This is a genomic window from Roseateles chitinivorans, from assembly GCF_002761755.1.
GTDB lineage: Bacteria > Pseudomonadota > Gammaproteobacteria > Burkholderiales > Burkholderiaceae_C > Roseateles > Roseateles chitinivorans.
Window position 1 is genome coordinate 12,945 of record NZ_PEOG01000019.1, and the last position, 18,624, is coordinate 31,568.

The window sequence follows — 18,624 nt, forward strand, 5'->3', positions numbered from 1 at the left end:
CACGTGCGATTAACGAGCCGCGCGCGATTCCCTCGTGAAAAGTGCTCGAAAAATACCCTGGCGCGACGCCGGGATATCACGGCGTGACCGGCGCGTCGAGTTTCAGGCGCAGCGTCGCCAGCGGTTCGGATCCATTCGGATTGAGCCGCTGGGCGGAGATCAGCTGGTCGCCGAAGCGACGCAGATCCACCTGCCAGCCCAGTTGCTGGAAGCCGGTGCCGTCGGCCGCCCGGGAGGGGGCCTGCGGCCAAGGCCGGCCGCGCAGCCAGTCGAACAGCGCCTGCAGCGGCAGCGTCTCGCCGAGCAGTTCCTGCGTCAGCGCGTCGATGTCGTCATAGGCCCGGTCGCCGTCGGGCGTCTTGACCCAGGCGGATCCGGGTTGCCACGACACCCGCGCGACCAGGCTGCCCATCGGCGTGCTCATCTCGAGCTGGCCGCGGCGCGGGTCGCCGAGCAGCTCGAAGCTGGCGTTGACGTTCTGCCCGCGCGGCTGGCCGCCGGGGCCGGCCGGAACGATCAGCCCGAATTTGCCGGTCAGGCGCGGTGCCTGGGCGAGCGCTGCGGCATCGCCGCCGGAGGCCTTGGGCACCGAACTGCAGCCGGCCAGCGTCGTCGTCCCGAGGACGGCCAGCGCGCCGAACTGGAATTGCCGCCGCCGCATCAGGGACGGACCTGCAGGCGTTGCATCACCGACTGCAGCGCCTCGTTGCGCGGATCGCGTCTGGCAGCGTCGGCGAAGACGCGACGCGCCTCGTCCTGCTGGCCGGCGGCCCAGAGCACCTCGCCGAGGTGGGCGGCGATCTCCGCGTCGGGGCGCGAGCCGTAGGCCTGGCGCAGCAGCCGCTCCGCCTCGCCCAGCCGTCCGAGGCGGAATTCCACCCAGCCCATGCTGTCGACGATGAAGGGCTCGCCCGGCGCGAAGCTCAGCGCCTTGGAGATCAGGTCACGCGCCTCCTGCAGCCGCTCGTTGCGATCGGCCAGCGAGTAGCCGAGGGCGTTGTACGCGTGGTAATGCTGGGGTTTGAGCTGGATCACCTTCTGCAGCAGCGCTTCCATCTCCTGCGCCCGGCCGAGCTTCTCGGCCATCATCGACTGCTCGTAGATCAGGTCCGCATCCTCCGGCGCCTGCTTGATCGCCTGGCCGAGCAGGTCGTAGGCGGCCTGCCATTGCTTGTTCTCGCGCAGCAGCTGGGACTCGGCCAGCACGCGGGCGCGGCGGTCCTGGTCGCGATCGGCGGGCAGCTGCCGCAGCAACTCGCGACCCTCGTCGATCCGGCCCTGGCGCGCCAGCAGCGAGGCGCGGCGGTAGGCGATGTCCAGGTTGCCCGGTGCGGCCTCGATGCCGGCCAGGCGCTTCTCGGCGGTCTTGAAGTCGCCGCGCATCTCGGCGGCCTGGGCCAGCAGCAACTGGCCCTGCAGGTGGGCTTCCTTGTCGGCCTTGTCCAGGCCGGCCGCCGCGATCGCACGCTCGGCCAGCGACGATGACGCGCCGCCGGGCTTGTCCACCAGCTTCAGGTAGCGCTGCAGCGCCGTCTCGGCCGCGTCGGGATGCTGCAGGTCCAGCTCCAGCGCGCCCAGCGCCAGCCAATGGGATGCGTCGTCGGGCGACTCCTGCGTCAGCACCCGGAACTCGCGCGCCGCGTCGCCGGGCCGCTGGGCACGGGCCAGCGCGCGGGCATAGGCCAGGCGCAGCGCCTGCTTGTCGGGCTTGGCCTGCAACTCGGCGGTGACCAGCGCCTCGGCCTCGGGGCGGCGCGGCAGCAGCTCCAGCGCCATCAGCAGCGGTTCCTCGCGCTCGGGGAAGTCCTTGGCGGCGGCGCGGACGTGGATCAGCGCGGTCTCGTAGCGGTCGGCGTTCTTGGCGAGCAGAGCCAGCACCAGCAGCGAGGCGAAGCGCGTCTCCGGCTTCGCGGCGGTCTCGCGCAGCAGCGGCTCGAAGGCCTCCTGCACCCGCGCCGGTTCCGGGCTGCGCTGGAACAGCCCCGGCAGCGCCGCGATCAGCGGGCCGCGGCCGTCGGCCGGCGTCAGCGCGAGCAGGGAGCGCAGCACCGGCGGGATCTCGGCCGGGCGGTTCAGCAGCGCGAGCAGCTGGATCTGCGTGCGGTGCGCCTCCAGCGAGGTCGGCAGCGCCTCGCGCCAGGCGCGGGCGGCGATGGCGGCCTGGTCGCCGGCGCGCGACTGCAGCGCGATCTGGACGACGCGGCGGAACAGCTCCTCGTCGTTGCTGCGGCGGGCGGCGTCGAGCAGCACCTGGTAGGCGACGCCGGGCTGGCCGCCCTGGAGCTCGAGTTCGCCGATCAGCAGCTGATAGAACATCGGCGCGTCGAGGTCGGAATTGACGACCGGCGCCGAGGCGGCGGAGGCGGGCGCGTCGGCCGCGGCGGGCGTCTCCGGGGTCTGGGTCTGGGCTTGGGCGGCGCAGCTCAGGGCGAGGGCGGCGGAGAGCCACCAGCGGTGGCGCACGAGGGCGGGCATGAGGAACTCCTGAACTGGGCGGGAAGGCCTGACGGGCAAGCCGCGGACCATTCTAGGGAAGCGGCGAAGACGCCGCGCCTATGATTCCGGGATGCCCGAGTTACCGGAAGTTGAAGTTACACGACGAAGTTTTGCGCCGGCCATCGCCGGCGCGCGCGTGCTGGATGTGCGGCTGGGAAAACCGCTGCGCTGGCCGCTGGGCGTGGCGGCCGAACGGCTGGTGGGGCGGCGCGTCGGCGAGGCCCAGCGCCGCGGCAAGTACATCTGGCTGCCGCTGGTCGCGACGGCCGAGCAGCCCGGTCATCCGGAAGAGGTTGGCGGCGGCCTGTTGCTGCACCTGGGCATGTCGGGCTCGCTGGCCTTTCGCGAGCAGCCGCCGGCCGCCGGGCCGCACGACCACTTCGAGCTGGTCACCGACCGCGGCGTGTTGCGGCTGACCGATCCGCGGCGCTTCGGCGCGGTGGTCTGGTCGGACGGGCTGGAGGTCGAGCCGGCGGCGAAGCTGCTGGCCCGGATCGGGCTGGAGCCCTTCGACATCGAATTCCACGGCCCCTACCTGCATGAAGGCTTCCGCGGCCGGCGTGTCGCGGTGAAGCAGGCGATCCTGGCCGGGGACGTGGTCGTCGGCGCGGGCAACATCTATGCGTGCGAGGCGCTGTTCCTGGCGGGCGTCGACCCCCGGCTGCCGGCGGGCAAGCTGAGCCGGCCGCGCGCGGCGAAGCTGGCGGCGGCGCTGCGGCAGGTGCTCGGCGAGGCGCTCGAGGCCGGCGGCAGCACGCTGCGGGACTTCAAGGACGCGCACGGCGTGGCGGGCAGCTTCCAGATGCAGGCGCGTGTCTACGGTCGCGAAGGCGAACCCTGCCGGGCCTGCGGCACGCCGATCCGGCGCATCGTGCAAGGGCAGCGCTCGACCTTCTTCTGTCCGGTCTGCCAGAAGCGATGAAGCCGGGAACGCCCGCCCGGCCGAGCGCGAAGCCCGCCGTCAGCCGCCTTGGCGCCGACGCCGTGACGGACGCCGCGAGGGACCCCGTGAGAGACACCGCAAGAACGCCGACGCCGCCTTGTGACGACCCGCCAGCAAAGAAGCCCGCCTTGAGAAATCCCGATTCCCCGATGTCCGACGCCGACCTCGACGCCCGCGTGGCGGCGCTGCGCGGCGACTTCGCCCCGCGGCTGCTCGCCTGGCAGCGCCGCGAGGGACGGCACGACCTGCCGTGGCAGAACACGCGCGACCCGTACCGGGTGTGGCTGTCGGAAATCATGCTGCAGCAGACGCAGGTGACGACGGTGCTGGGCTACTACAAGCGCTTCCTCGAGCGCTTCCCCGACGTGGCCGCGCTGGCGGCGGCGCCGAACGACGAGGTCATGGCGGCCTGGGCCGGGCTGGGCTACTACAGCCGGGCCCGCAACCTGCACAAGTGCGCGCAGGCGGTCGTCGAGCGCCATGGCGGCGCCTTCCCGCGCAGCGCCGCCGAACTGGCCGAGCTGCCCGGCATCGGGCGTTCGACGGCGGCGGCGATCGCGTCCTTCTGCTTCGGCGAGCGCGTGGCCATCCTCGATGGCAACGTCAAGCGCGTGCTGGGCCGGCTGCTGGCCTTCGACGGCGACCTGTCCTCGGCCGCGCAGGAGAAGCGCCTGTGGCGCCGGGCCGAGGCGCTGCTGCCGTCGTCGCCCGAGGACATGCCCGCGTACACGCAAGGCCTGATGGACCTCGGCGCCAGCCTGTGCGCGACGCGCAGCCCGCAGTGCCTGCTGTGCCCGGTGGCGGCGCTGTGCACCGGGCTGGCGGAAGGCGAGCCCACCCGCTATCCGGTCAAGACGAAGAAGCTCAAGCGCGGCCAGCGGGAAAGCTGGTGGCTGTGGCTGGAGCACGAGGGCCGCGTCTGGCTGCAGCAGCGGCCGGCCGAGGGCGTCTGGGGCGGGCTCTGGACGCTGCCGCTGTTCGACGACGAGGCCGCGCTGACGGCCCAGAGCGCCGCGCTGGGCGTGGCGGCGCCGGAGCCGCTGCCGCGGGTCAAGCATGTGCTGACCCATTTCGATTGGCTGCTGCATCCGCGCCGGGCGCTGCTGCCGCGCGAGACGCGGCCGGCGGGCGAGGGCGTGTGGGTCGCGCGCGAGCGGTTGGGCGAGTACGCGCTGCCGGCGCCGCTGAAGAAGCTGCTGGACTGAAGCGCGGCGCGCCGGGCCGGGGCAGGGCGGGCGGCGCGACCGGCGCCGAGGAGCGGGAGCGCGGCCGATCGGCGCCTCACCCGGCCGATCCGCGCCGCGGTTTCCGGGTCGGCCGCGGGGTTCCGCCGGTCCCTGACGGGCGCCGCTCCGTTATGCTCCCGCGATTGACAGAACGGGCCGCGAAAAGCCCGCGCACGCCACCACCGCATTCAGGGACACCATGTCGAACGACGTCAAGCCGGGCCGGGCCGCGGCCCTCAAGAGCGCACTGGAATCGGCCTTCATCGCCGTGCTCGCCAGCGGCGTGTGCCTGTGGTTCCTGATCAGCGAGACGCAGGTGCCCGGAGAGGGGGATCCCGCCAAGCTGACCATGTTCGGCCTGGGCCTGTTCGCCGGCCTGTGCGCGCACTTCGCCTACATGGGCATCGCGCTCAAGCGCGCGGACCGCAATGTGGTCCTGTGGCTGCTCCTGATGCTGGTGCTGATGCCCTTCGCCTCGGTGGTGCTGGGCATCCTGCTGTTCAACCAGGTGCAGGAGATGGAGCAGGGCCGCGAGGAGGGCGGGGCGAGCGCGGCGTAAGCCGGTCGCCCCCGCGCCATTCCGATTGAGCGCGGCTCAGCGGGCGTCGAGCTCCCGATGCCGCTTCAGCACCTGGCCGTGGTACGCGAACTGCCTGGCCAGCGTCTCCACGAGATAGACCGAGCGGTGCTGGCCCCCGGTGCAGCCGATGGCCACCGTCAGGTAGCTGCGCTGGTCCTGCGCGAAATTGGGCAGCCACTGCGCGATGAAGGCACCGATCTGGCTGAGCATCAGCCGCACTTCCGGCTGGCCTTCCAGGTAGGCCGCGACCGGCTCGTCGCGGCCGGTGAAGGGGCGCAGCTCGCGGTCGTAATACGGGTTGGGCAGCACGCGCACGTCGAAGACGAAGTCCGCGTCGCTGGGCACGCCGTGCTTGAACGCGAAGGACTCGAACACCAGCGTCAGCGAGGCGCCGCTGACATGCACCAGGTCGCGCAGCCAGCCGCGCAGCTGCGCCGGGCGGAGTTGGCTGCTGTCGATGACGGTCGATTCCATCCGCAGCGGCGTCAGCAGCTCGCGCTCCAGTGCGATCGCCTCCTGCAGCGCGCGGTGGGTGTCGCTGTCCTCGTTGCCGACGCGCAGCGGATGCGGGCGGCGGGTCTCGGAGAAGCGGCGCATCAACGTGTCGTCGTCGGCGTCCAGGAAGATCGAGCGCAGCGACACGCCTTCCTGGCGCATCGTCTTGATGTGGCCCAGCAGCTGCGGCAGCGAGCCGGCGCTGCGCACGTCCACCGCGATGGCGACACGGCGCCAGCCGCGCTCGCGCTCCAGGTCGAGGAATTGCGGCAGCAGCTCGGGCGGCAGGTTGTCGACGCAGAAGAAGCCGGCGTCCTCGAGCGCATGCATCGCGATCGACTTGCCGCCGCCGGACATGCCGGTGACGAGCACGACCTCGCCGCGCGGCGAGTTGGCGTTGGGCGTGGCCTGGGGCGCCGGCACCGGCGCGGTGTGGGGCGCGCTCATGGCTTCACCTTCCTGCCGGCGGCGGGCACGGCGGAGGCGGACAGGTCCAGCATCTCCTGCGCATGCGCCAGCGAGGTCGACGACAGGCGCTCGCCGCCGAGCATCCGGGCGATCTCGGCGGTGCGGGCCTCGCCGGCGATCGGGCGGACCTCGGAGTTGGTCTTGCCGTCCTTGAGCGCCTTGGCCACGAGGAAGTGGTGATCGGCGCAGGCGGCGACCTGCGGCAGGTGGGTGACCGCCAGGACCTGCACCCGCTGGCCGAGCTGCTTCATCAGGCGGCCGACGGTCTCCGCGACCGCGCCGCCGACGCCGGCATCGATCTCGTCGAAGATCAGCGTGCCGGCGCCGCTGTTCTGCTGGCTGGTGGTGACGGCGATGGCCAGCGCGATGCGCGACAGCTCACCGCCCGAGGCGACCTTGGCCAGCGGGCGCGGCGTGCTGCCGGCGTGGCCGGCGACGAGGAACTCGGCCGACTCCAGGCCGAAGCTCTGCGGCTCGTCCTGCGGCAGCAGCGCGACCTCGAATCGGCCGCCGGCCATGCCCAGCTGCTGCATCGCCTGCGACACCGCGTTCGACAGCGCCGGCGCCGCCTTGGCGCGCGCGGTGCTGACCGCCTTGGCTTCCTTCTGATAGCGCTTGAGCGCGGCGGCCTGCCGGGCCTGCAGCGCGTCGAGATCCGAGGCGGCGTCGAGCTGCGCGAGCTCGGCCTTCCATTCCGCGAGCAGGGCCGGCAGCTCGGCCGGCTGGCGGCGATAGCGGCGGGCGAGCGTGACCCAGGCGGACAGCCGGTCGTCGAGCTGCTGCAGCCGGTCCGGATCGAGGTCCGCGGCATGCAGGTAGGCCCCCAGGCTGTGGGCGGCGTCCTGCAACTGGGCCTGCGCGCCGAGCAGCGCATTGACGGTGTCCTGCAGGCCGGCGTCATAGCCGACCACGTCCTGCAGCGCGGACAGGGCCTCGTCGGTCAGCGACTCGGCATTGATCTCGGCCTCGGCGATGCGCTCGAGCGCGCCGCGCGCGGCATCCATCAGCGATTGCGCATGCGAGAGACGCTGGTGCTCCGCGTTGAGCTCGTCCCATTCGTCGGCGCCGGGCGCGAGGCGGTCGACCTCGCCGATCTGCCAGCTCAGGCGCTCATGCTCGCGCGCCAGGTCCGCCTGCTTCGACTGCGCGGCGGCCAGCGCCTCGCTCGCCTGGCGCCAGTCGGCGAAGGCGGCGGCCATCGGCCGGGTCTCGATCTGGGCGAAGCTGTCCAGCAGCTCGCGCACGCTGGCCGGGCGGGTCAGGCCTTGCCAGGCGTGCTGGCCGTGGATGTCGAGCAGGTGCTCGGCCAGCTCGCGCAATTGGGCGACGGTGGCGGTGCCGCCGTTGATCCACGCGCGGCTCTTGCCCTGGGCGTCGATGACGCGGCGCAGCAGCAGCGTGTCCTCGGCGCCGTCGGTGGTGTCGAAGCCGGCTTCCTCCAGCCAGGCGGCGAGGGCGGCGGGGCGGTCGAACTCGGCGGAGATCTCGGCGCGGGCGGCGCCCTCGCGCACGACGGCGGCGTCGCCGCGCGAGCCCAGGGCCAGCTGCAGCGCGTCGATCAGGATGGATTTGCCGGCGCCGGTTTCGCCGGTGAGGGCGGAGAAGCCGGCGGCGAAGTCCAGCTCCAGCGCCGGGACGATGACGAAGTCCTTGAGGCTCAGACGGCGCAGCATCAGGTGTTTCCTTCGTTCCAGCGGAGCTTGCGGCGCAGCGTGGCGTAGTAGGACCAGCCGCGCGGATGCAGGAAGGGCGCGCGGTGCTGGGAGCGGCGCACGGTGATGCAGTCGCCGTGCAGCAGCGAGGCGAGGGATTGCATGTCGAAGTTCACCGACGCGTCGCGGCCGGCGACGATCGTGAGGCGCACCTCGCCGCTGTCGGGCAGGACGATCGGGCGGTTGGAGAGCGCATGGGACGCGATCGGCAGCAGCACCCAGCCGGCGATGCCGGGATGGAGGATCGGGCCGCCGGCGGACAGCGCATAGGCGGTGGAGCCGGTGGGGGTGCCGACGATGACGCCGTCGGCGCGCATGTTGGCGACGAACTCGTCGCCGACGTCGACGCGCAGCTCGACCATGGCGGCGGTGGCGCCGCGGGAGACGACGACGTCGTTGAGGGCCACGCCGGAGAAGATCTGCTCGCCGTCGCGGAAGACCGCGCCTTCGAGCAGGGAGCGGTGCTCGATCTCGAAGTCGCCGGCGAGGATGGGGGCGAGGGCGTCGCGGAACTGGTCGGCGGAGATGTCGGTGATGAAGCCCAGGCGGCCCTGGTTGATGCCGACCAGGGGCAGGCCGTAGCGGGCGACCTGGCGGGCGAAGCCGAGCATGGTGCCGTCGCCGCCGACGACGATCGCCAGGTCGCACTGGGTGCCGAGTTCGGCATGGGTCAATGCGGGGAAGGCGGTGATGCCGGTGCTGTCGGCGGTTTCCTGTTCCAGGGAAACATCCAATCCCTGGGAGGCGACAAAATCGGCAATCTCTTCCAGGATGGGCCGGATACCCCGGGCCTGGGGTTTTCCGACGATGGCCACGTGACGGAAGCGCTTGGACATAGCGCGGAATTACACCACAGCGAGGTGGCGGGGCCCGGGGCTGGGAAGGGGTGCCGCTGATGGCTTCACTAGAATGAAAACCATGCTCGACGACCGCGCGAAAACACTGCTGAAGGCTCTGGTGGAGCGGTACATCGCCGACGGCCAGCCGGTGGGCTCCCGCACGCTGTCGAAGGCGTCGGGGCTGGAGCTGAGCCCGGCGACGATCCGCAACGTGATGGCCGACCTGGAGGAGCTGGGTCTGATCGCCAGCCCGCACACGAGCGCGGGGCGGATTCCGACGGCGCGGGGCTACCGGCTGTTCGTGGACACGCTGCTGACGGCCAAGCCGGGGATGCCGCGCGAGGCGGGTTCCTTCGAAAGCCAGCTGCTGCCGGATCAGCCGCAACGGGTGATCGCCAACGCGGCGCAGCTGCTGAGCAGCCTGTCGAGTTTCGTGGGCGTGGTGACGTCGCCGCGCAAGACGGCGGTGTTCCACCACATCGAGTTCCTGCGGCTGGGCGAGCGCCGGGTGCTGGTGATCATGGTGTCGCCCGACGGGGACGTGCAGAACCGGCTGGTGTTCACGGCGCAGGACCTGTCGCAGTCGGACCTGACGGAGGCGAGCAACCGGCTGAATGCGCATTACGCGGGGCTGAGCCTGGACGTGGTGCGGGACCGCTTGCGCTCGGAGGTGGACCAGCTGCGCGGGGAGATCGCCAAGCTGATGAGCGCGGCGGTGGACGTGGGGCAGCAGGGGCTGCAGGAACACGAGCCGATGATCATTTCCGGCGAGCGCAATCTGCTGACGGTGCAGGACTTCAGCCACGACATGGGCAGCCTGCGGCGGATGTTCGACCTCTTCGAGCAGAAGACGCAGCTGATGCGGCTGCTGGATGTGTCGTCGCGCGCGGAGGGCGTGCGGATCTACATCGGCGGCGAGAGCCAGGTGGTGCCGGTGGAGGAACTGTCCATCGTGTCGGCGCCGTATGAGGTCGATGGCGAGGTGGTCGGGACGCTGGGGGTCATCGGGCCGACGCGGATGGCATACGACCGGATGATCGAGATCGTCGACATCACGTCGAGGATGGTGAGCAACGCGCTGTCGCAGAAGTAGAGGCGGGTGCTCGGCGGGAGCGCGCTGGCGCACCGTTAGAATCCGCCGCTCCGGTGCAAGGCCGGAGCACGAATCCGCCAGGGTTCGTATATGCGCATTACCCCCAGGGGGCCGTTAGCTCAGTTGGTTAGAGCAGAGGACTCATAATCCTTTGGTCACAGGTTCAAGTCCTGTACGGCCTACCAATATCCTTTTCCCGATGGTCCTTGATCGCCCGATTGGGACTCCATTGACTCTACGGGATGAAAATTTCTTCCCTGTGGTATTGAATAAAGCTCGAATGCGCCGCGAGTGGGACTTTCACGGTTATGTATTGACGTAGCCCCAACGCGTTCACATCCCGCTCATCGAGCGTTGACGACACGATTAATGAGCCATCCTCACCGAACGAAATCAGGCCCTTGTCGAAGAGCTGATCCAGATTAGGTGCTAACAAAAGACCATTTCGAGGATCAAGACGCTCCATCGATGTCGTGCACAGTCGCCAAGGTTTAATGTGGCTTGCTCGGAGTAGACGGAGATCTCTGACGCCAGTCACGACGCATCTTTCGTGAAGGCGGATCACTTGATCCCGAAACGCCCCTTGGCCCTTTCTGGCAAGGATCAGCGTGGCCCTCTCCGACTGCGACAGCGAAGAATCGCTCTGAATCTCTTCGCATTCTTTCTCTTCGACCTGTTCCAGGATCACAGCAGTGTCACAAGGCGGCTGAGGCAGTCCGCGAAGTCCCTGCGTCCATTCCATTACCAGTGCCATGAGATCGGCGCCAATCTCGGACAGATAAGCGCCCTGATTACCCTTTCCCGTTGATGTCCTCAGCGGGGAGTATTTTCGTGGCAGAGCAGGTAATAGCCGCGCAAGATCATCCGTTGGGCGCGCTTCGACTTGAACGGGCTGCCATTGCACAGGCAGAAGCCATCCCCATTCGGACCAATTCGATCCGACGGAACGGAAGCTTGTCGGCTTTGGTGCTGTGGTGGCTGTGTCGCTAACGACACCCACTGCGCGAATGCGTCCGTCGGCATACGACACCACGGTGTCGCCAGGCTGGGCGCGGCGCATGTTGTTATAGAACTCATTGTTGGCACCGGAGGCTGAAGTTTTCGGACTCCAGAGGTAGCCGCCTTCGAATTCTTGCTGGAAGGTCTGCTTGTGATTGACCCACCAATGCGCACTTGATTTTGCTGACATTCCTTTGCTCCCTTGGGAGCGGAATGTAGCCTCCAACTAGCACCAATGTGTCAGCGGTAGGGCGTTTGATCGTGCGGAGCCGCAGGGACACCGCTCCGCACGATCACATCGGCCTTGTGCTTTTGCACACGGGATACGCCGAGCAACCATAAAAAGCCTGTCCCGCATTTGGTCCACGCTTGGCCAAGCGCTTGACCATTGGTTGCGAGCAGGACGGGCAGACCACCATCGTTGTGAGCGCCGAGGCGTCCGTTGCCTCTGGCTGCCGCTCGGGCTTCGCCAAAGACGCCGGCACCTCGGCGAGCATCCCCTTCAATTTCGCCCCGTCGATCAACCGCACGTTCCGTCCCGAGGCGAAGGCCATTGCCTCCTTCGTGAACCTCCCCGCGGTCACCACGAACCCGCCAGCGGCCCCTCGTGCGGCCATCACGCCGTAAAGCTCACGCACAACGTCGACGCCAACCTTGTAGGCGCGCCAGTGCTTGCACTGAACCAGGTAGGTTTCGCTGCCATTGGACGCGGGTCGGCGCAGCACGAGGTCGACTCCGCCGTCGGCACCGCCACCGCCGGTTTCGATCACGACATAGCCCTTCTGACGAAAGCTCTCTCCGATGAGCAGCTCGAATTCAAGCCAACTCATGCCATCGACGGCTGAGAGGTCCTGACCCTCCGCGGCTTGGGCCAACAGCTCTTTTCGTTGCTTGCGGCGGACGGCTGACACGACCGCGCTCGCAAGCAAAGCGATCGGTAAGACGTACTGCCCAACTGCGGCGAATCCCTTCAATGTCGCGCCGATCATCACCGTATCGAGCTGCGGGGCGAGTGCCCCAGGTTGCAGCTTTGGCGCCGGCCGCTCCGCCCATGCGTGTAGTGCGACGTAAGCGGTAATGGCTAACCCGACGCAGACCCACCACGGCATCAGCGCAAACAGATCAATCCAGCCCTCTCCCGAGGACTTCGTTCTTCTTCTGGCCATTCGGCTCTCTCCCGGAAGATGTCCGCCGAGTATCGTGACCGCCTCTCCCGAGGACCATCGGGCTTTCGCGACAAGCCGCCCGAACCGTTATCGACTGCACACCTTCGCCGCCGGCCGTCGGCTGGAATCCCTTCCCCGACGCGCCTGTCCAAAGCAACAAGGTCCAGACGACCCCGGCCAATGAGGCATTCCTGTCTGCGGCCGCGGCGTTTGCAGCGCCTCCCGCCGCCACCCTTGGATTGCCTTGCCCGTGCCGGCCCCGGCGAGAAGGGCTGGAGGCCTCGCGTGCCCCGTATGACCTTCGTCCACCGCCGTCGAAAGCCTCGTCCCTATAGTCGTCCCAAACAACGCCATGCCCACATGGCACACGGACAGGGATGGATGCCGATGGCTGTCGCGAACCGATATACCCCCGATCTTCGAGCGCTTGCCGCTCGATTCACTGCCCTCGCGCAGCAGGAGCCGGAGGCCGCCATGAACCTGTGGCGGACCGAGGTGGCGCCTCTTCCGTCTCTTCTTTCAGCGACAGTCGGTCGCTTCGCCGATCCGTCGCTTTCGCCTTCGGCACGCGCGACGCTGACCGCTCGGCCTGACGGCAATGCGCTGCTCTTGCGTTGGTTCCTCGACAGACAGGACCGCCCAGCGTTCCCCCGAACGCAGTTCTTTTCATCGTCTGTGGCCTACGCGTTCTGTGAGGCTCTCGTTCGTCAACGCGGGAAGCCAGCCGCGAGTGCCGCGATCAGGGAAGGGCGCGTCGTCTTGCTTGGACTGCGTCAAGACACGTCGACGCTCGCAAACAAGGGGCGCGGCATTTACGACGACTACATCGTGGTCCTGAACGCGTGGGGGCAGCGAGGTCATGCCCATCTCTTTCCGGCGACCACCGAGCCGACCGCGCAATACGCTCAGCGGGCATCGGTCACCGCCAGCGGAGCGCGCGTCGATGCCCGCTACAAGGACGTCCGATTCAAGGAGGCCCACGGTGCCGACGTGGACAGGGACGGCATCCGTGACGCGGGCCGGCTCGCCGCCGGCACCTACTTCTTCACCGAGCTTCCCAGGATCTTCTTGAAGGACCGCGCCTTCTGGGCCACCACGGATCAGACGGTCGAGCGCGATACCGATGGAGACGGGCGCTTCACCTTGGCGGACCGTGATCGAATCGATCGTCATGGTGTCGGACGGACCATGTACATCCACCAGGGAGGTCCAACCACCAACCCGGCGGTGAACACCTGGTCGGCAGGCTGCCAGACGGTGCCTCAGAACCACTATCCTCGCTTCCTTGGCTCACTCGGCGCACGCCCCAAGTTCTTCTATGTCCTGGTCGACTGCCGCTGAATCCCCGCTGCGCGTCCTCGCGACGCTCTCACTCGCTGCATTCGCCGGTGCTTCTCACGCCGACGCACCGCCGCCCGCCACGCCGTGCTCGATCGTCGCCTTCGTCGAGGAAACCGACCCTGCCGGCTTGAACGTCCGCGCCGCGCCGAATGCGAAAGCCCGCGTGCTGGGCACGCTGCCGCCCGTCTGGGTCGACAAGGCCTCCGGCAGCTGGATCCGCATCCGTGTCGAGATCACCGCGAGCGACGCCGGTTGGTTCCGAATCCGAAATGCGCGGGATGACGAGGACCTGACCGGCCAACCACCGCGGCCGACATTCGCGGGTGAAGGCTGGGTCTCGGGCAAGAAGCTCGTGGTGAAGCCTCAGGCCCGTGTCGGCCGCGCTCGCCCCGACGCTCAAGCACCGGTCTGGCTCAAGCTCGACGACGAGCAGATGTTCGACAGCGACGTGATGGTCAGCGCCAGTTCGCTCGCGGCGTGCCACGGGCCGTGGGCGCAGGTGGAGTACGTCGATGCGAAGCTCCCCGCGGAAGAGCGGAAGGCGCTGAACATCGCTCCCGCTGCCCGCGCCGGCCTGCCTCCAGGTCGCTTCCGCCTCTGGGTGGACAAGATCTGCGGGTCTCAGGAAACGGTCTGCGACGGCTTGTAGAGACGCCGCGGCGGCGTCGCCACAAGCCCTCTCACACCGCCTCCCTCCCCATCCCTCTCGCCGCCACCCTCAACAACTGCCGCACCTCCTCCGGCGACACCGGCTTGGTGGCATACCGATCGAACCCCTGCGCCAGCGCCTGCTCCCGCATCGCCGCGCCGTCATGCGCCGACAGCGCGACCACGAAGCACGGCGGCTCGCCGCTCAGCTGCTCGTGGCGCCGCAGCGCCTGCACGACCTCGAACCCGCTCATGCCCGGCATCTCGAGGTCCAGGAACACCGCATCGAAAGCCCGCTCGGACAGCGCCTGCAGCGCCTCGCGCCCCTGCGTCGCCGTGACCACCTCCGCGCCCGGGAACGGGAAGCAGCGGCGCAGCGCCAGCAGGTTGTACTCGTCGTCGTCCACCAGCAGCACGCTCACCTGCGGCAAGGCCCCCTCGGGCTCGGGCAGCGGCGCCAGCGGCATCGCCAGCGAGGCCGGGCCGGTCTCGAGGAACTCCGTCTCCTCCGCGCTCGCCGCCTTCAGGCGCAGGATCAGCGTCGTGCCCTCGCGCTCGCTGGTGCGCAGCAGCACCTCGCCCTGCTGCATGCGCGCCATCAGCCGCGCCGAGTAGGTGCCGAAGCCGCTGCCGTCGCGCTTGCCGTGGCTGACGTACTTGTCGAAGAAGCGCTCCCGCACCTCGATCGGCACCGCGCCTTCGTTGTGGATGTGCAGGCCGACCCAGCCGGTCTCGACGGTGTCGAACCACACCCGCACCTCGCTGCCCGAAGGCGCCGCCTCCACCGCGTTCTTCAGCAGGTTGGCCAGGATCGAGTAGCACAGCGTCTCCTCGGCCCGCGCTACCGGCCACAGTCCCCCGTGGCGCTGCACGCTCACCCGCACCCCATGCGCCGCTTCCAGCGAGGTCAGGTCGGCGCGCACCCGCTGCAGCACCGCCGCCAGGTCCACCGGGCCGGGCTGCCAGTCATAGCAGCCTTGCTCCATCTTCATCAGGTCCAGCGACAGGTTCACCATGTTGAGCGCGCGATAGCCGGCACGCTCCACCCGCCGCAACAGCAGTTGCTGCTCGGGGCTCAGCGGACCCAGCTCGTGCAGCAGCCGCGGTGTCGAGACGATGCTGATCAGCGGCGTCTTCAGGTCGTGCCGGCTCATGCGGTCGACCTGCTCCCGCAGCTTCACGTTCTCCTTGAGCATCTCGTTCTGCAGCTCGAGCTGACGCGCCTGCGCCGCCGCCAGCAAGGCATGATCGCGCTCCCGCCGGATGGAGAGCACCTGGTCCGCCAGGCCCAACGTCAGCACCACCGCCTCGCAGACGACGCCCACCGCGTAGAGATGCGGCACATCGGGCGGGACGCTGACGCCCAGCCCCTGCAGCGCACGCATCAGGCCGGCCGCCGCCAGCGGCCCCCAGCCGACGAGGAAGTACCACGCGTAGCGACTGCCGCGCCGCGCCACCGCCGCAGCCACCGGCAGCAGCAGCACGCTGACGCTCAGGCTGACCACGGACAGCGCCATGCCGAACCAGTCCCAGTCCAGCGGCAGCACCAGCAGGCCGCCGGCGAGCAGCACCCCGGCGGTCAGGTCGAAGCCGCGGGCGACGCGCGGCAAGGCGGCGCGCAGGCCGAGGAAGTCCCGCGCGAACGCCACCACGCAGCCGACCGACCACGCGCCCAGCGCCCACTGCGTCCGGTGCCCGAAGGGCGCCAGCACGCCGGCGCCCGGCCACGCATAGAGGAAGCCCACGCTCGCCCCGATGAACAGCAGCAGCGTCACCACATGCAGCGTGTAGAAGCCAAACATGCGCTGGCGCAGCACGACCCAGTAGCCCAGCGCCACCAGCGCGAAGGCGCCCAGCAAGGCCGACAGCACGGACATCCGCACCAGCTTGTTGCGGTCGCGCGCTTCCCAGGTCGGGCCGTCCAGCAGACGCAGGGTGAGCGGCGTCGGCAGGCGGTCCTCGACATGCAGCCACAGCACCTCGCCCGCCTTCAGCGTGGCGGGTAGGGGAAAGGACAGCGCCAGCGACGAGGCCTCGCCGTCCGCGGGCACCTTCAGCTTGCTGCGTACCAGCCGACGACCGTCGGGCAGCACCAGCGTTACCCGGGGCGCCAGCGGTGTCTCCACCATCAGCACCGGCGCCTGCGGCATGGCGGAGGAGAAGCGCAGTTGCACCCAGCTGCCGCGATCGCGGTCGGGCAGCGTGGCGCGTATGGCGGCTACGTCGCAGCCCAGGGGCGTCAGGGCAGTGCCGGCGGGCGGCAGGGCGGCGACGGGGAGGTCCTGGGCGACCCAGTCGGCGCAGAAGCCGGCGTCCGCGCGCGCGGGCAGGGCCGTCAGGGCGCCCAGCAGGAGCAGGACCCAGGGCAGCAGGCGGGCGACGACAGATGGCAGGAGGGCGTGCACGGGCGGGCGGACGAAACAGCGGACGAAGCGGCGGATGAAGGCGGAGGCGGCGCGGGCAGGATAGCAACGGCGGCGCGCCGCGCGCAGCGCGACGACCGCGCTCTCCGCGATTCCTACACACTTCGCCGCCACACTGCGGCCGTGCGCCTCCTCCCGCCCAGCCCCATGACCTCGCGCCGCAAGCTGCTGCTGATCGACGACGACCAGGCCATCACCGACTGCCTGTGCATCGTGCTGGGCGGCCGCTACGACGTGGCGGTGCTGCATCAGCCGGAGCAGGCGCTGGCGGCCGTGCGGCGCGAGCGGCCCGACCTGATCGTCTGTGACCTGGAGATGCCGGGCATGGACGGCGGCGACGTGGCACGCACCCTCGCCCAGACGCCGGACACCGCGTCGGTCGCGCTGATGTTCCTGACCGGCGCCTACACGCCGGCCGAGTTCAGCGCCCGGGGCGATGCGCTCGACGGCCATCCCGGGCAGTCGAAGCAGGCGCCGCTGGGCGACATCGTCGCCCGCGTCCACGCCGAGGTGGACGCCGCGCTCAGAAGGACCGGCTGAGGCGCACGTAGGCGTGCCAGCCGCGCTGCTCCGGCACCACGGTGCTGAGCTCGCGGCCGGCGGTCAGGCTGAGCGTCAGGCCCTGCCAGCCGGACCAGTTCGCGCCCAGGCCCGCGGCGGTCGGACGCACGCTGGGATTGATCGAGCGCACCCGGCTGGTGTCGACGAAGGCGAACAGATCCACCCGCGTGCCTCCCGGCGACCAGCCGTCGGCGTGCAGTTCCCAGCCTGTGGTGAAGCCCTCGTCGCCGCTGATCTGGCCGGGCTCATAGCCGCGCACCGATACCGGCCCGCCCACCGAGAAGGCCAGCGCGCCGGGCAGGCTCTTGCGGTTGCTGAGCTGCCAGCTCAGTTGCCCCAGCACGTACCAATCCTGAGCGAAGCGCCAGGCGAGGGTGCTGTCGCCGGTGAACAGGGTGGCGTTGATCGATTGATCCGGCAGCAGCTTGTTGCGGGCACGCGCCTGCGTCAGCACCGGGTTGAAGTTCCATTGCCAGCCGGCGCCGGTGACGGTCAGCGGCGCGCCGATGTTCAGCCGCGTCACCTGGTAGCGGCTCACCGCGGCGCCGGCCACGTCGTTGCCGGAGTCGGCTACCTGGACGCTGCCGGTGGCGCTCCACCACCAGGTGTCGGCGGAGTGCGCCAGCACGCTGGCGTCCAGGCCGACGCTGTGGCCGCTGCCCTTGACATTCAGCGCGGCGAAGTCGCCGGCCACCATGCGGGTGCTACTGGCCGAGGCGGAGCCGCCGAAGCGCCAGCCGCTGGTGCCCGCCGGGGCCGAGTACGACAGGGACAGCGCCCGCGTCCCGCGCGAGCCGCTGACATGGCCCACCGCCCGGTCGCCTTCGCTGAGCAGCGCCTGGCGGCGCAGCACGACACCGGCCTCGGCGCGGCCGGTGCTGGCGTAGCCGTAGTTGTCGACGAAGACCTGGCCGCTGGTGCGGGCCGGCTCCTGCACCGCCAGGACCAGGTCGGTCTCGCCGAAGGCCTGACCCGCTTTCAGCGAGGCCTGCAGGCGCGCGTCGTTGACGCGATTGAAGCGGGCGAGGTCGGCCTCCAGCCGGCGCGCATCCACGTCGCCACCGGGCTGGACGCCGCCGACCCAACCGCGCACCCAGCCGTCCGACAGGTAGCGGTTCTCCGCCACCAGCACCTGGCCGACCCGCCCCTCGACCAGCTGCACCACCACCGTGCCGTCCTGCACCTGCTGCTCCGGCAGCGTCGCGGCGGCGGTGTAGATGCCCAGGTCGCGATAGAGCTGGTTCACCCGCTCCAGCAGCGCCTGCAGATCGCTCCAGCGGATCGGCTTGCCCAGCAGCGGCTGGGTCAGCGTCGCCAGCTGCTCGCGCTGCAGATGGCGGGAGGCGCTGAAGCGCACCCGTTGCAGCACGAACGAGGGACCGTCGTCGGTCGCGGCGGCGGGCTTGCCGTCGCGCTTCGCCGGCGGCGCGGCCTCGCGCTGCTGCAGCTGTTGCTCGCGGCGCAGGCGCTCCTGCTCCTGCAGCGCCGGATCGGCGGCGGGCGGCAGCACCGGCGGCGCGGATTGCGCGCGGGCGATCGTCGGCAGGACAGCGGGCGCCAGGGCGGCGCCGGCCAGCGCCAGCGCTGGCCAGGAACGGGAGAACTTCGACACGGGCAAGGGCCTTCTTCCAAAC

Annotated in this window: 16 protein-coding genes and 1 tRNA gene; 8 read left to right on the top strand and 9 right to left on the bottom strand. The window is 69.9% G+C overall.

The window, feature by feature from the left end; all coding sequences use genetic code 11:
- Positions 1-76: 76 nt before the first annotated feature.
- On the bottom strand, positions 77-661 hold the full coding sequence (locus CS062_RS08805) for an outer membrane lipoprotein LolB (RefSeq protein WP_099861278.1): 585 nt from the start codon (positions 659-661) through the stop codon (positions 77-79).
- Complete coding sequence (locus CS062_RS08810) at positions 661-2,475, bottom strand: tetratricopeptide repeat protein (protein WP_099861279.1); 1,815 nt, start codon at positions 2,473-2,475, stop codon at positions 661-663. The genes CS062_RS08805 and CS062_RS08810 overlap by 1 nt, the downstream gene beginning before the upstream one ends.
- A 91-nt stretch (positions 2,476-2,566) precedes the next feature.
- Between CS062_RS08810 and mutM the strand changes: the two genes are divergently transcribed.
- From mutM to CS062_RS08825, 3 genes are all read left to right on the top strand, one after another.
- A complete protein-coding gene (gene mutM / locus CS062_RS08815) occupies positions 2,567-3,418 on the top strand; it encodes a bifunctional DNA-formamidopyrimidine glycosylase/DNA-(apurinic or apyrimidinic site) lyase (RefSeq protein ID WP_099861280.1) in 852 nt (283 codons plus the stop codon).
- Between the two features lie 170 nt (positions 3,419-3,588).
- Positions 3,589-4,644, top strand: a complete 1,056-nt coding sequence (mutY, locus tag CS062_RS08820; protein WP_099861281.1) for an A/G-specific adenine glycosylase — start codon at positions 3,589-3,591, stop codon at positions 4,642-4,644.
- A gap of 220 nt (positions 4,645-4,864) precedes the next feature.
- Positions 4,865-5,224, top strand: coding sequence for a hypothetical protein (locus tag CS062_RS08825; RefSeq protein ID WP_099861282.1), 360 nt, complete (start codon positions 4,865-4,867; stop codon positions 5,222-5,224).
- A 36-nt stretch (positions 5,225-5,260) separates the two neighbouring features.
- On the opposite strand, the gene rapZ is transcribed toward CS062_RS08825, so the two are convergent.
- Genes rapZ through CS062_RS08840 form a run of 3 tightly spaced genes read right to left on the bottom strand, consistent with a single transcriptional unit; the run spans position 5,261 to position 8,756 of the window.
- A complete protein-coding gene (gene rapZ / locus CS062_RS08830; RefSeq protein WP_099861283.1) occupies positions 5,261-6,187 on the bottom strand; it encodes an RNase adapter RapZ in 927 nt (308 codons plus the stop codon).
- Positions 6,184-7,881: a DNA repair protein RecN gene (recN, locus tag CS062_RS08835; RefSeq protein ID WP_199174203.1), complete on the bottom strand. Its 1,698-nt coding sequence runs from the start codon at positions 7,879-7,881 to the stop codon at positions 6,184-6,186. Before recN ends, rapZ begins: the two co-directional genes overlap by 4 nt.
- Positions 7,881-8,756 (bottom strand): NAD kinase, encoded by an 876-nt coding sequence (locus CS062_RS08840; protein WP_099861284.1) that lies wholly within the window; start codon positions 8,754-8,756, stop codon positions 7,881-7,883. The genes recN and CS062_RS08840 overlap by 1 nt, the downstream gene beginning before the upstream one ends.
- Before the next feature lie 82 nt (positions 8,757-8,838).
- Here CS062_RS08840 and hrcA point away from each other — a divergent pair, with 82 nt between their 5' ends.
- Both hrcA and CS062_RS08850 read left to right on the top strand, forming a co-directional pair.
- Entirely contained in the window at positions 8,839-9,852 is a 1,014-nt protein-coding gene (hrcA, locus tag CS062_RS08845; protein ID WP_099861285.1) for a heat-inducible transcriptional repressor HrcA, read from the top strand.
- A 108-nt stretch (positions 9,853-9,960) separates the two neighbouring features.
- Positions 9,961-10,037: transfer RNA gene (locus tag CS062_RS08850), tRNA-Ile, on the top strand.
- A 50-nt stretch (positions 10,038-10,087) separates the two neighbouring features.
- On the opposite strand, the gene CS062_RS08855 is transcribed toward CS062_RS08850, so the two are convergent.
- Positions 10,088-11,041 (bottom strand): HNH endonuclease, encoded by a 954-nt coding sequence (locus tag CS062_RS08855; RefSeq protein ID WP_099861286.1) that lies wholly within the window; start codon positions 11,039-11,041, stop codon positions 10,088-10,090.
- 103 nt (positions 11,042-11,144) lie between these two features.
- Entirely contained in the window at positions 11,145-12,017 is an 873-nt protein-coding gene (locus tag CS062_RS08860) for a restriction endonuclease (RefSeq protein WP_099861287.1), read from the bottom strand.
- A 387-nt stretch (positions 12,018-12,404) separates the two neighbouring features.
- Here CS062_RS08860 and CS062_RS25745 point away from each other — a divergent pair, with 387 nt between their 5' ends.
- The gene (locus CS062_RS25745) at positions 12,405-13,358 is read left to right on the top strand and encodes a hypothetical protein (RefSeq protein WP_143742292.1); all 954 of its coding nucleotides are present in this window, start codon (positions 12,405-12,407) and stop codon (positions 13,356-13,358) included.
- Between the two features lie 127 nt (positions 13,359-13,485).
- On the top strand, positions 13,486-14,007 hold the full coding sequence (locus tag CS062_RS08870) for an SH3 domain-containing protein (RefSeq protein ID WP_099861289.1): 522 nt from the start codon (positions 13,486-13,488) through the stop codon (positions 14,005-14,007).
- Between the two features lie 31 nt (positions 14,008-14,038).
- Here CS062_RS08870 and CS062_RS08875 read toward each other — a convergent pair whose 3' ends face one another.
- Positions 14,039-16,411: a hybrid sensor histidine kinase/response regulator gene (locus tag CS062_RS08875; protein WP_158238717.1), complete on the bottom strand. Its 2,373-nt coding sequence runs from the start codon at positions 16,409-16,411 to the stop codon at positions 14,039-14,041.
- A 165-nt stretch (positions 16,412-16,576) separates the two neighbouring features.
- Between CS062_RS08875 and CS062_RS25750 the strand changes: the two genes are divergently transcribed.
- Complete coding sequence (locus tag CS062_RS25750) at positions 16,577-16,969, top strand: response regulator (RefSeq protein WP_143742295.1); 393 nt, start codon at positions 16,577-16,579, stop codon at positions 16,967-16,969.
- Here CS062_RS25750 and CS062_RS08880 read toward each other — a convergent pair.
- A complete protein-coding gene (locus tag CS062_RS08880; RefSeq protein ID WP_099861291.1) occupies positions 16,953-18,602 on the bottom strand; it encodes a ShlB/FhaC/HecB family hemolysin secretion/activation protein in 1,650 nt (549 codons plus the stop codon). The genes CS062_RS25750 and CS062_RS08880 overlap by 17 nt on opposite strands.
- Positions 18,603-18,624: the final 22 nt, after the last annotated feature.

Excerpts from the sequence above, each read along its gene's own strand:
- CS062_RS08805 (WP_099861278.1), bottom strand. The coding sequence starts at position 661 with ATGCGGCGGCGGCAATTCCAGTTCGGCGCGCTGGCCGTCCTCGGGACG.
- CS062_RS08810 (WP_099861279.1), bottom strand. The coding sequence starts at position 2,475 with ATGCCCGCCCTCGTGCGCCACCGCTGGTGGCTCTCCGCCGCCCTCGCC.
- mutM (WP_099861280.1), top strand. The coding sequence starts at position 2,567 with ATGCCCGAGTTACCGGAAGTTGAAGTTACACGACGAAGTTTTGCGCCG.
- mutY (WP_099861281.1), top strand. The coding sequence starts at position 3,589 with ATGTCCGACGCCGACCTCGACGCCCGCGTGGCGGCGCTGCGCGGCGAC.
- CS062_RS08825 (WP_099861282.1), top strand. The coding sequence starts at position 4,865 with ATGTCGAACGACGTCAAGCCGGGCCGGGCCGCGGCCCTCAAGAGCGCA.
- rapZ (WP_099861283.1), bottom strand. The coding sequence starts at position 6,187 with ATGAGCGCGCCCCACACCGCGCCGGTGCCGGCGCCCCAGGCCACGCCC.
- recN (WP_199174203.1), bottom strand. The coding sequence starts at position 7,881 with ATGCTGCGCCGTCTGAGCCTCAAGGACTTCGTCATCGTCCCGGCGCTG.
- CS062_RS08840 (WP_099861284.1), bottom strand. The coding sequence starts at position 8,756 with ATGTCCAAGCGCTTCCGTCACGTGGCCATCGTCGGAAAACCCCAGGCC.
- hrcA (WP_099861285.1), top strand. The coding sequence starts at position 8,839 with ATGCTCGACGACCGCGCGAAAACACTGCTGAAGGCTCTGGTGGAGCGG.
- CS062_RS08855 (WP_099861286.1), bottom strand. The coding sequence starts at position 11,041 with ATGTCAGCAAAATCAAGTGCGCATTGGTGGGTCAATCACAAGCAGACC.
- CS062_RS08860 (WP_099861287.1), bottom strand. The coding sequence starts at position 12,017 with ATGGCCAGAAGAAGAACGAAGTCCTCGGGAGAGGGCTGGATTGATCTG.
- CS062_RS25745 (WP_143742292.1), top strand. The coding sequence starts at position 12,405 with ATGGCTGTCGCGAACCGATATACCCCCGATCTTCGAGCGCTTGCCGCT.
- CS062_RS25750 (WP_143742295.1), top strand. The coding sequence starts at position 16,577 with ATGACCTCGCGCCGCAAGCTGCTGCTGATCGACGACGACCAGGCCATC.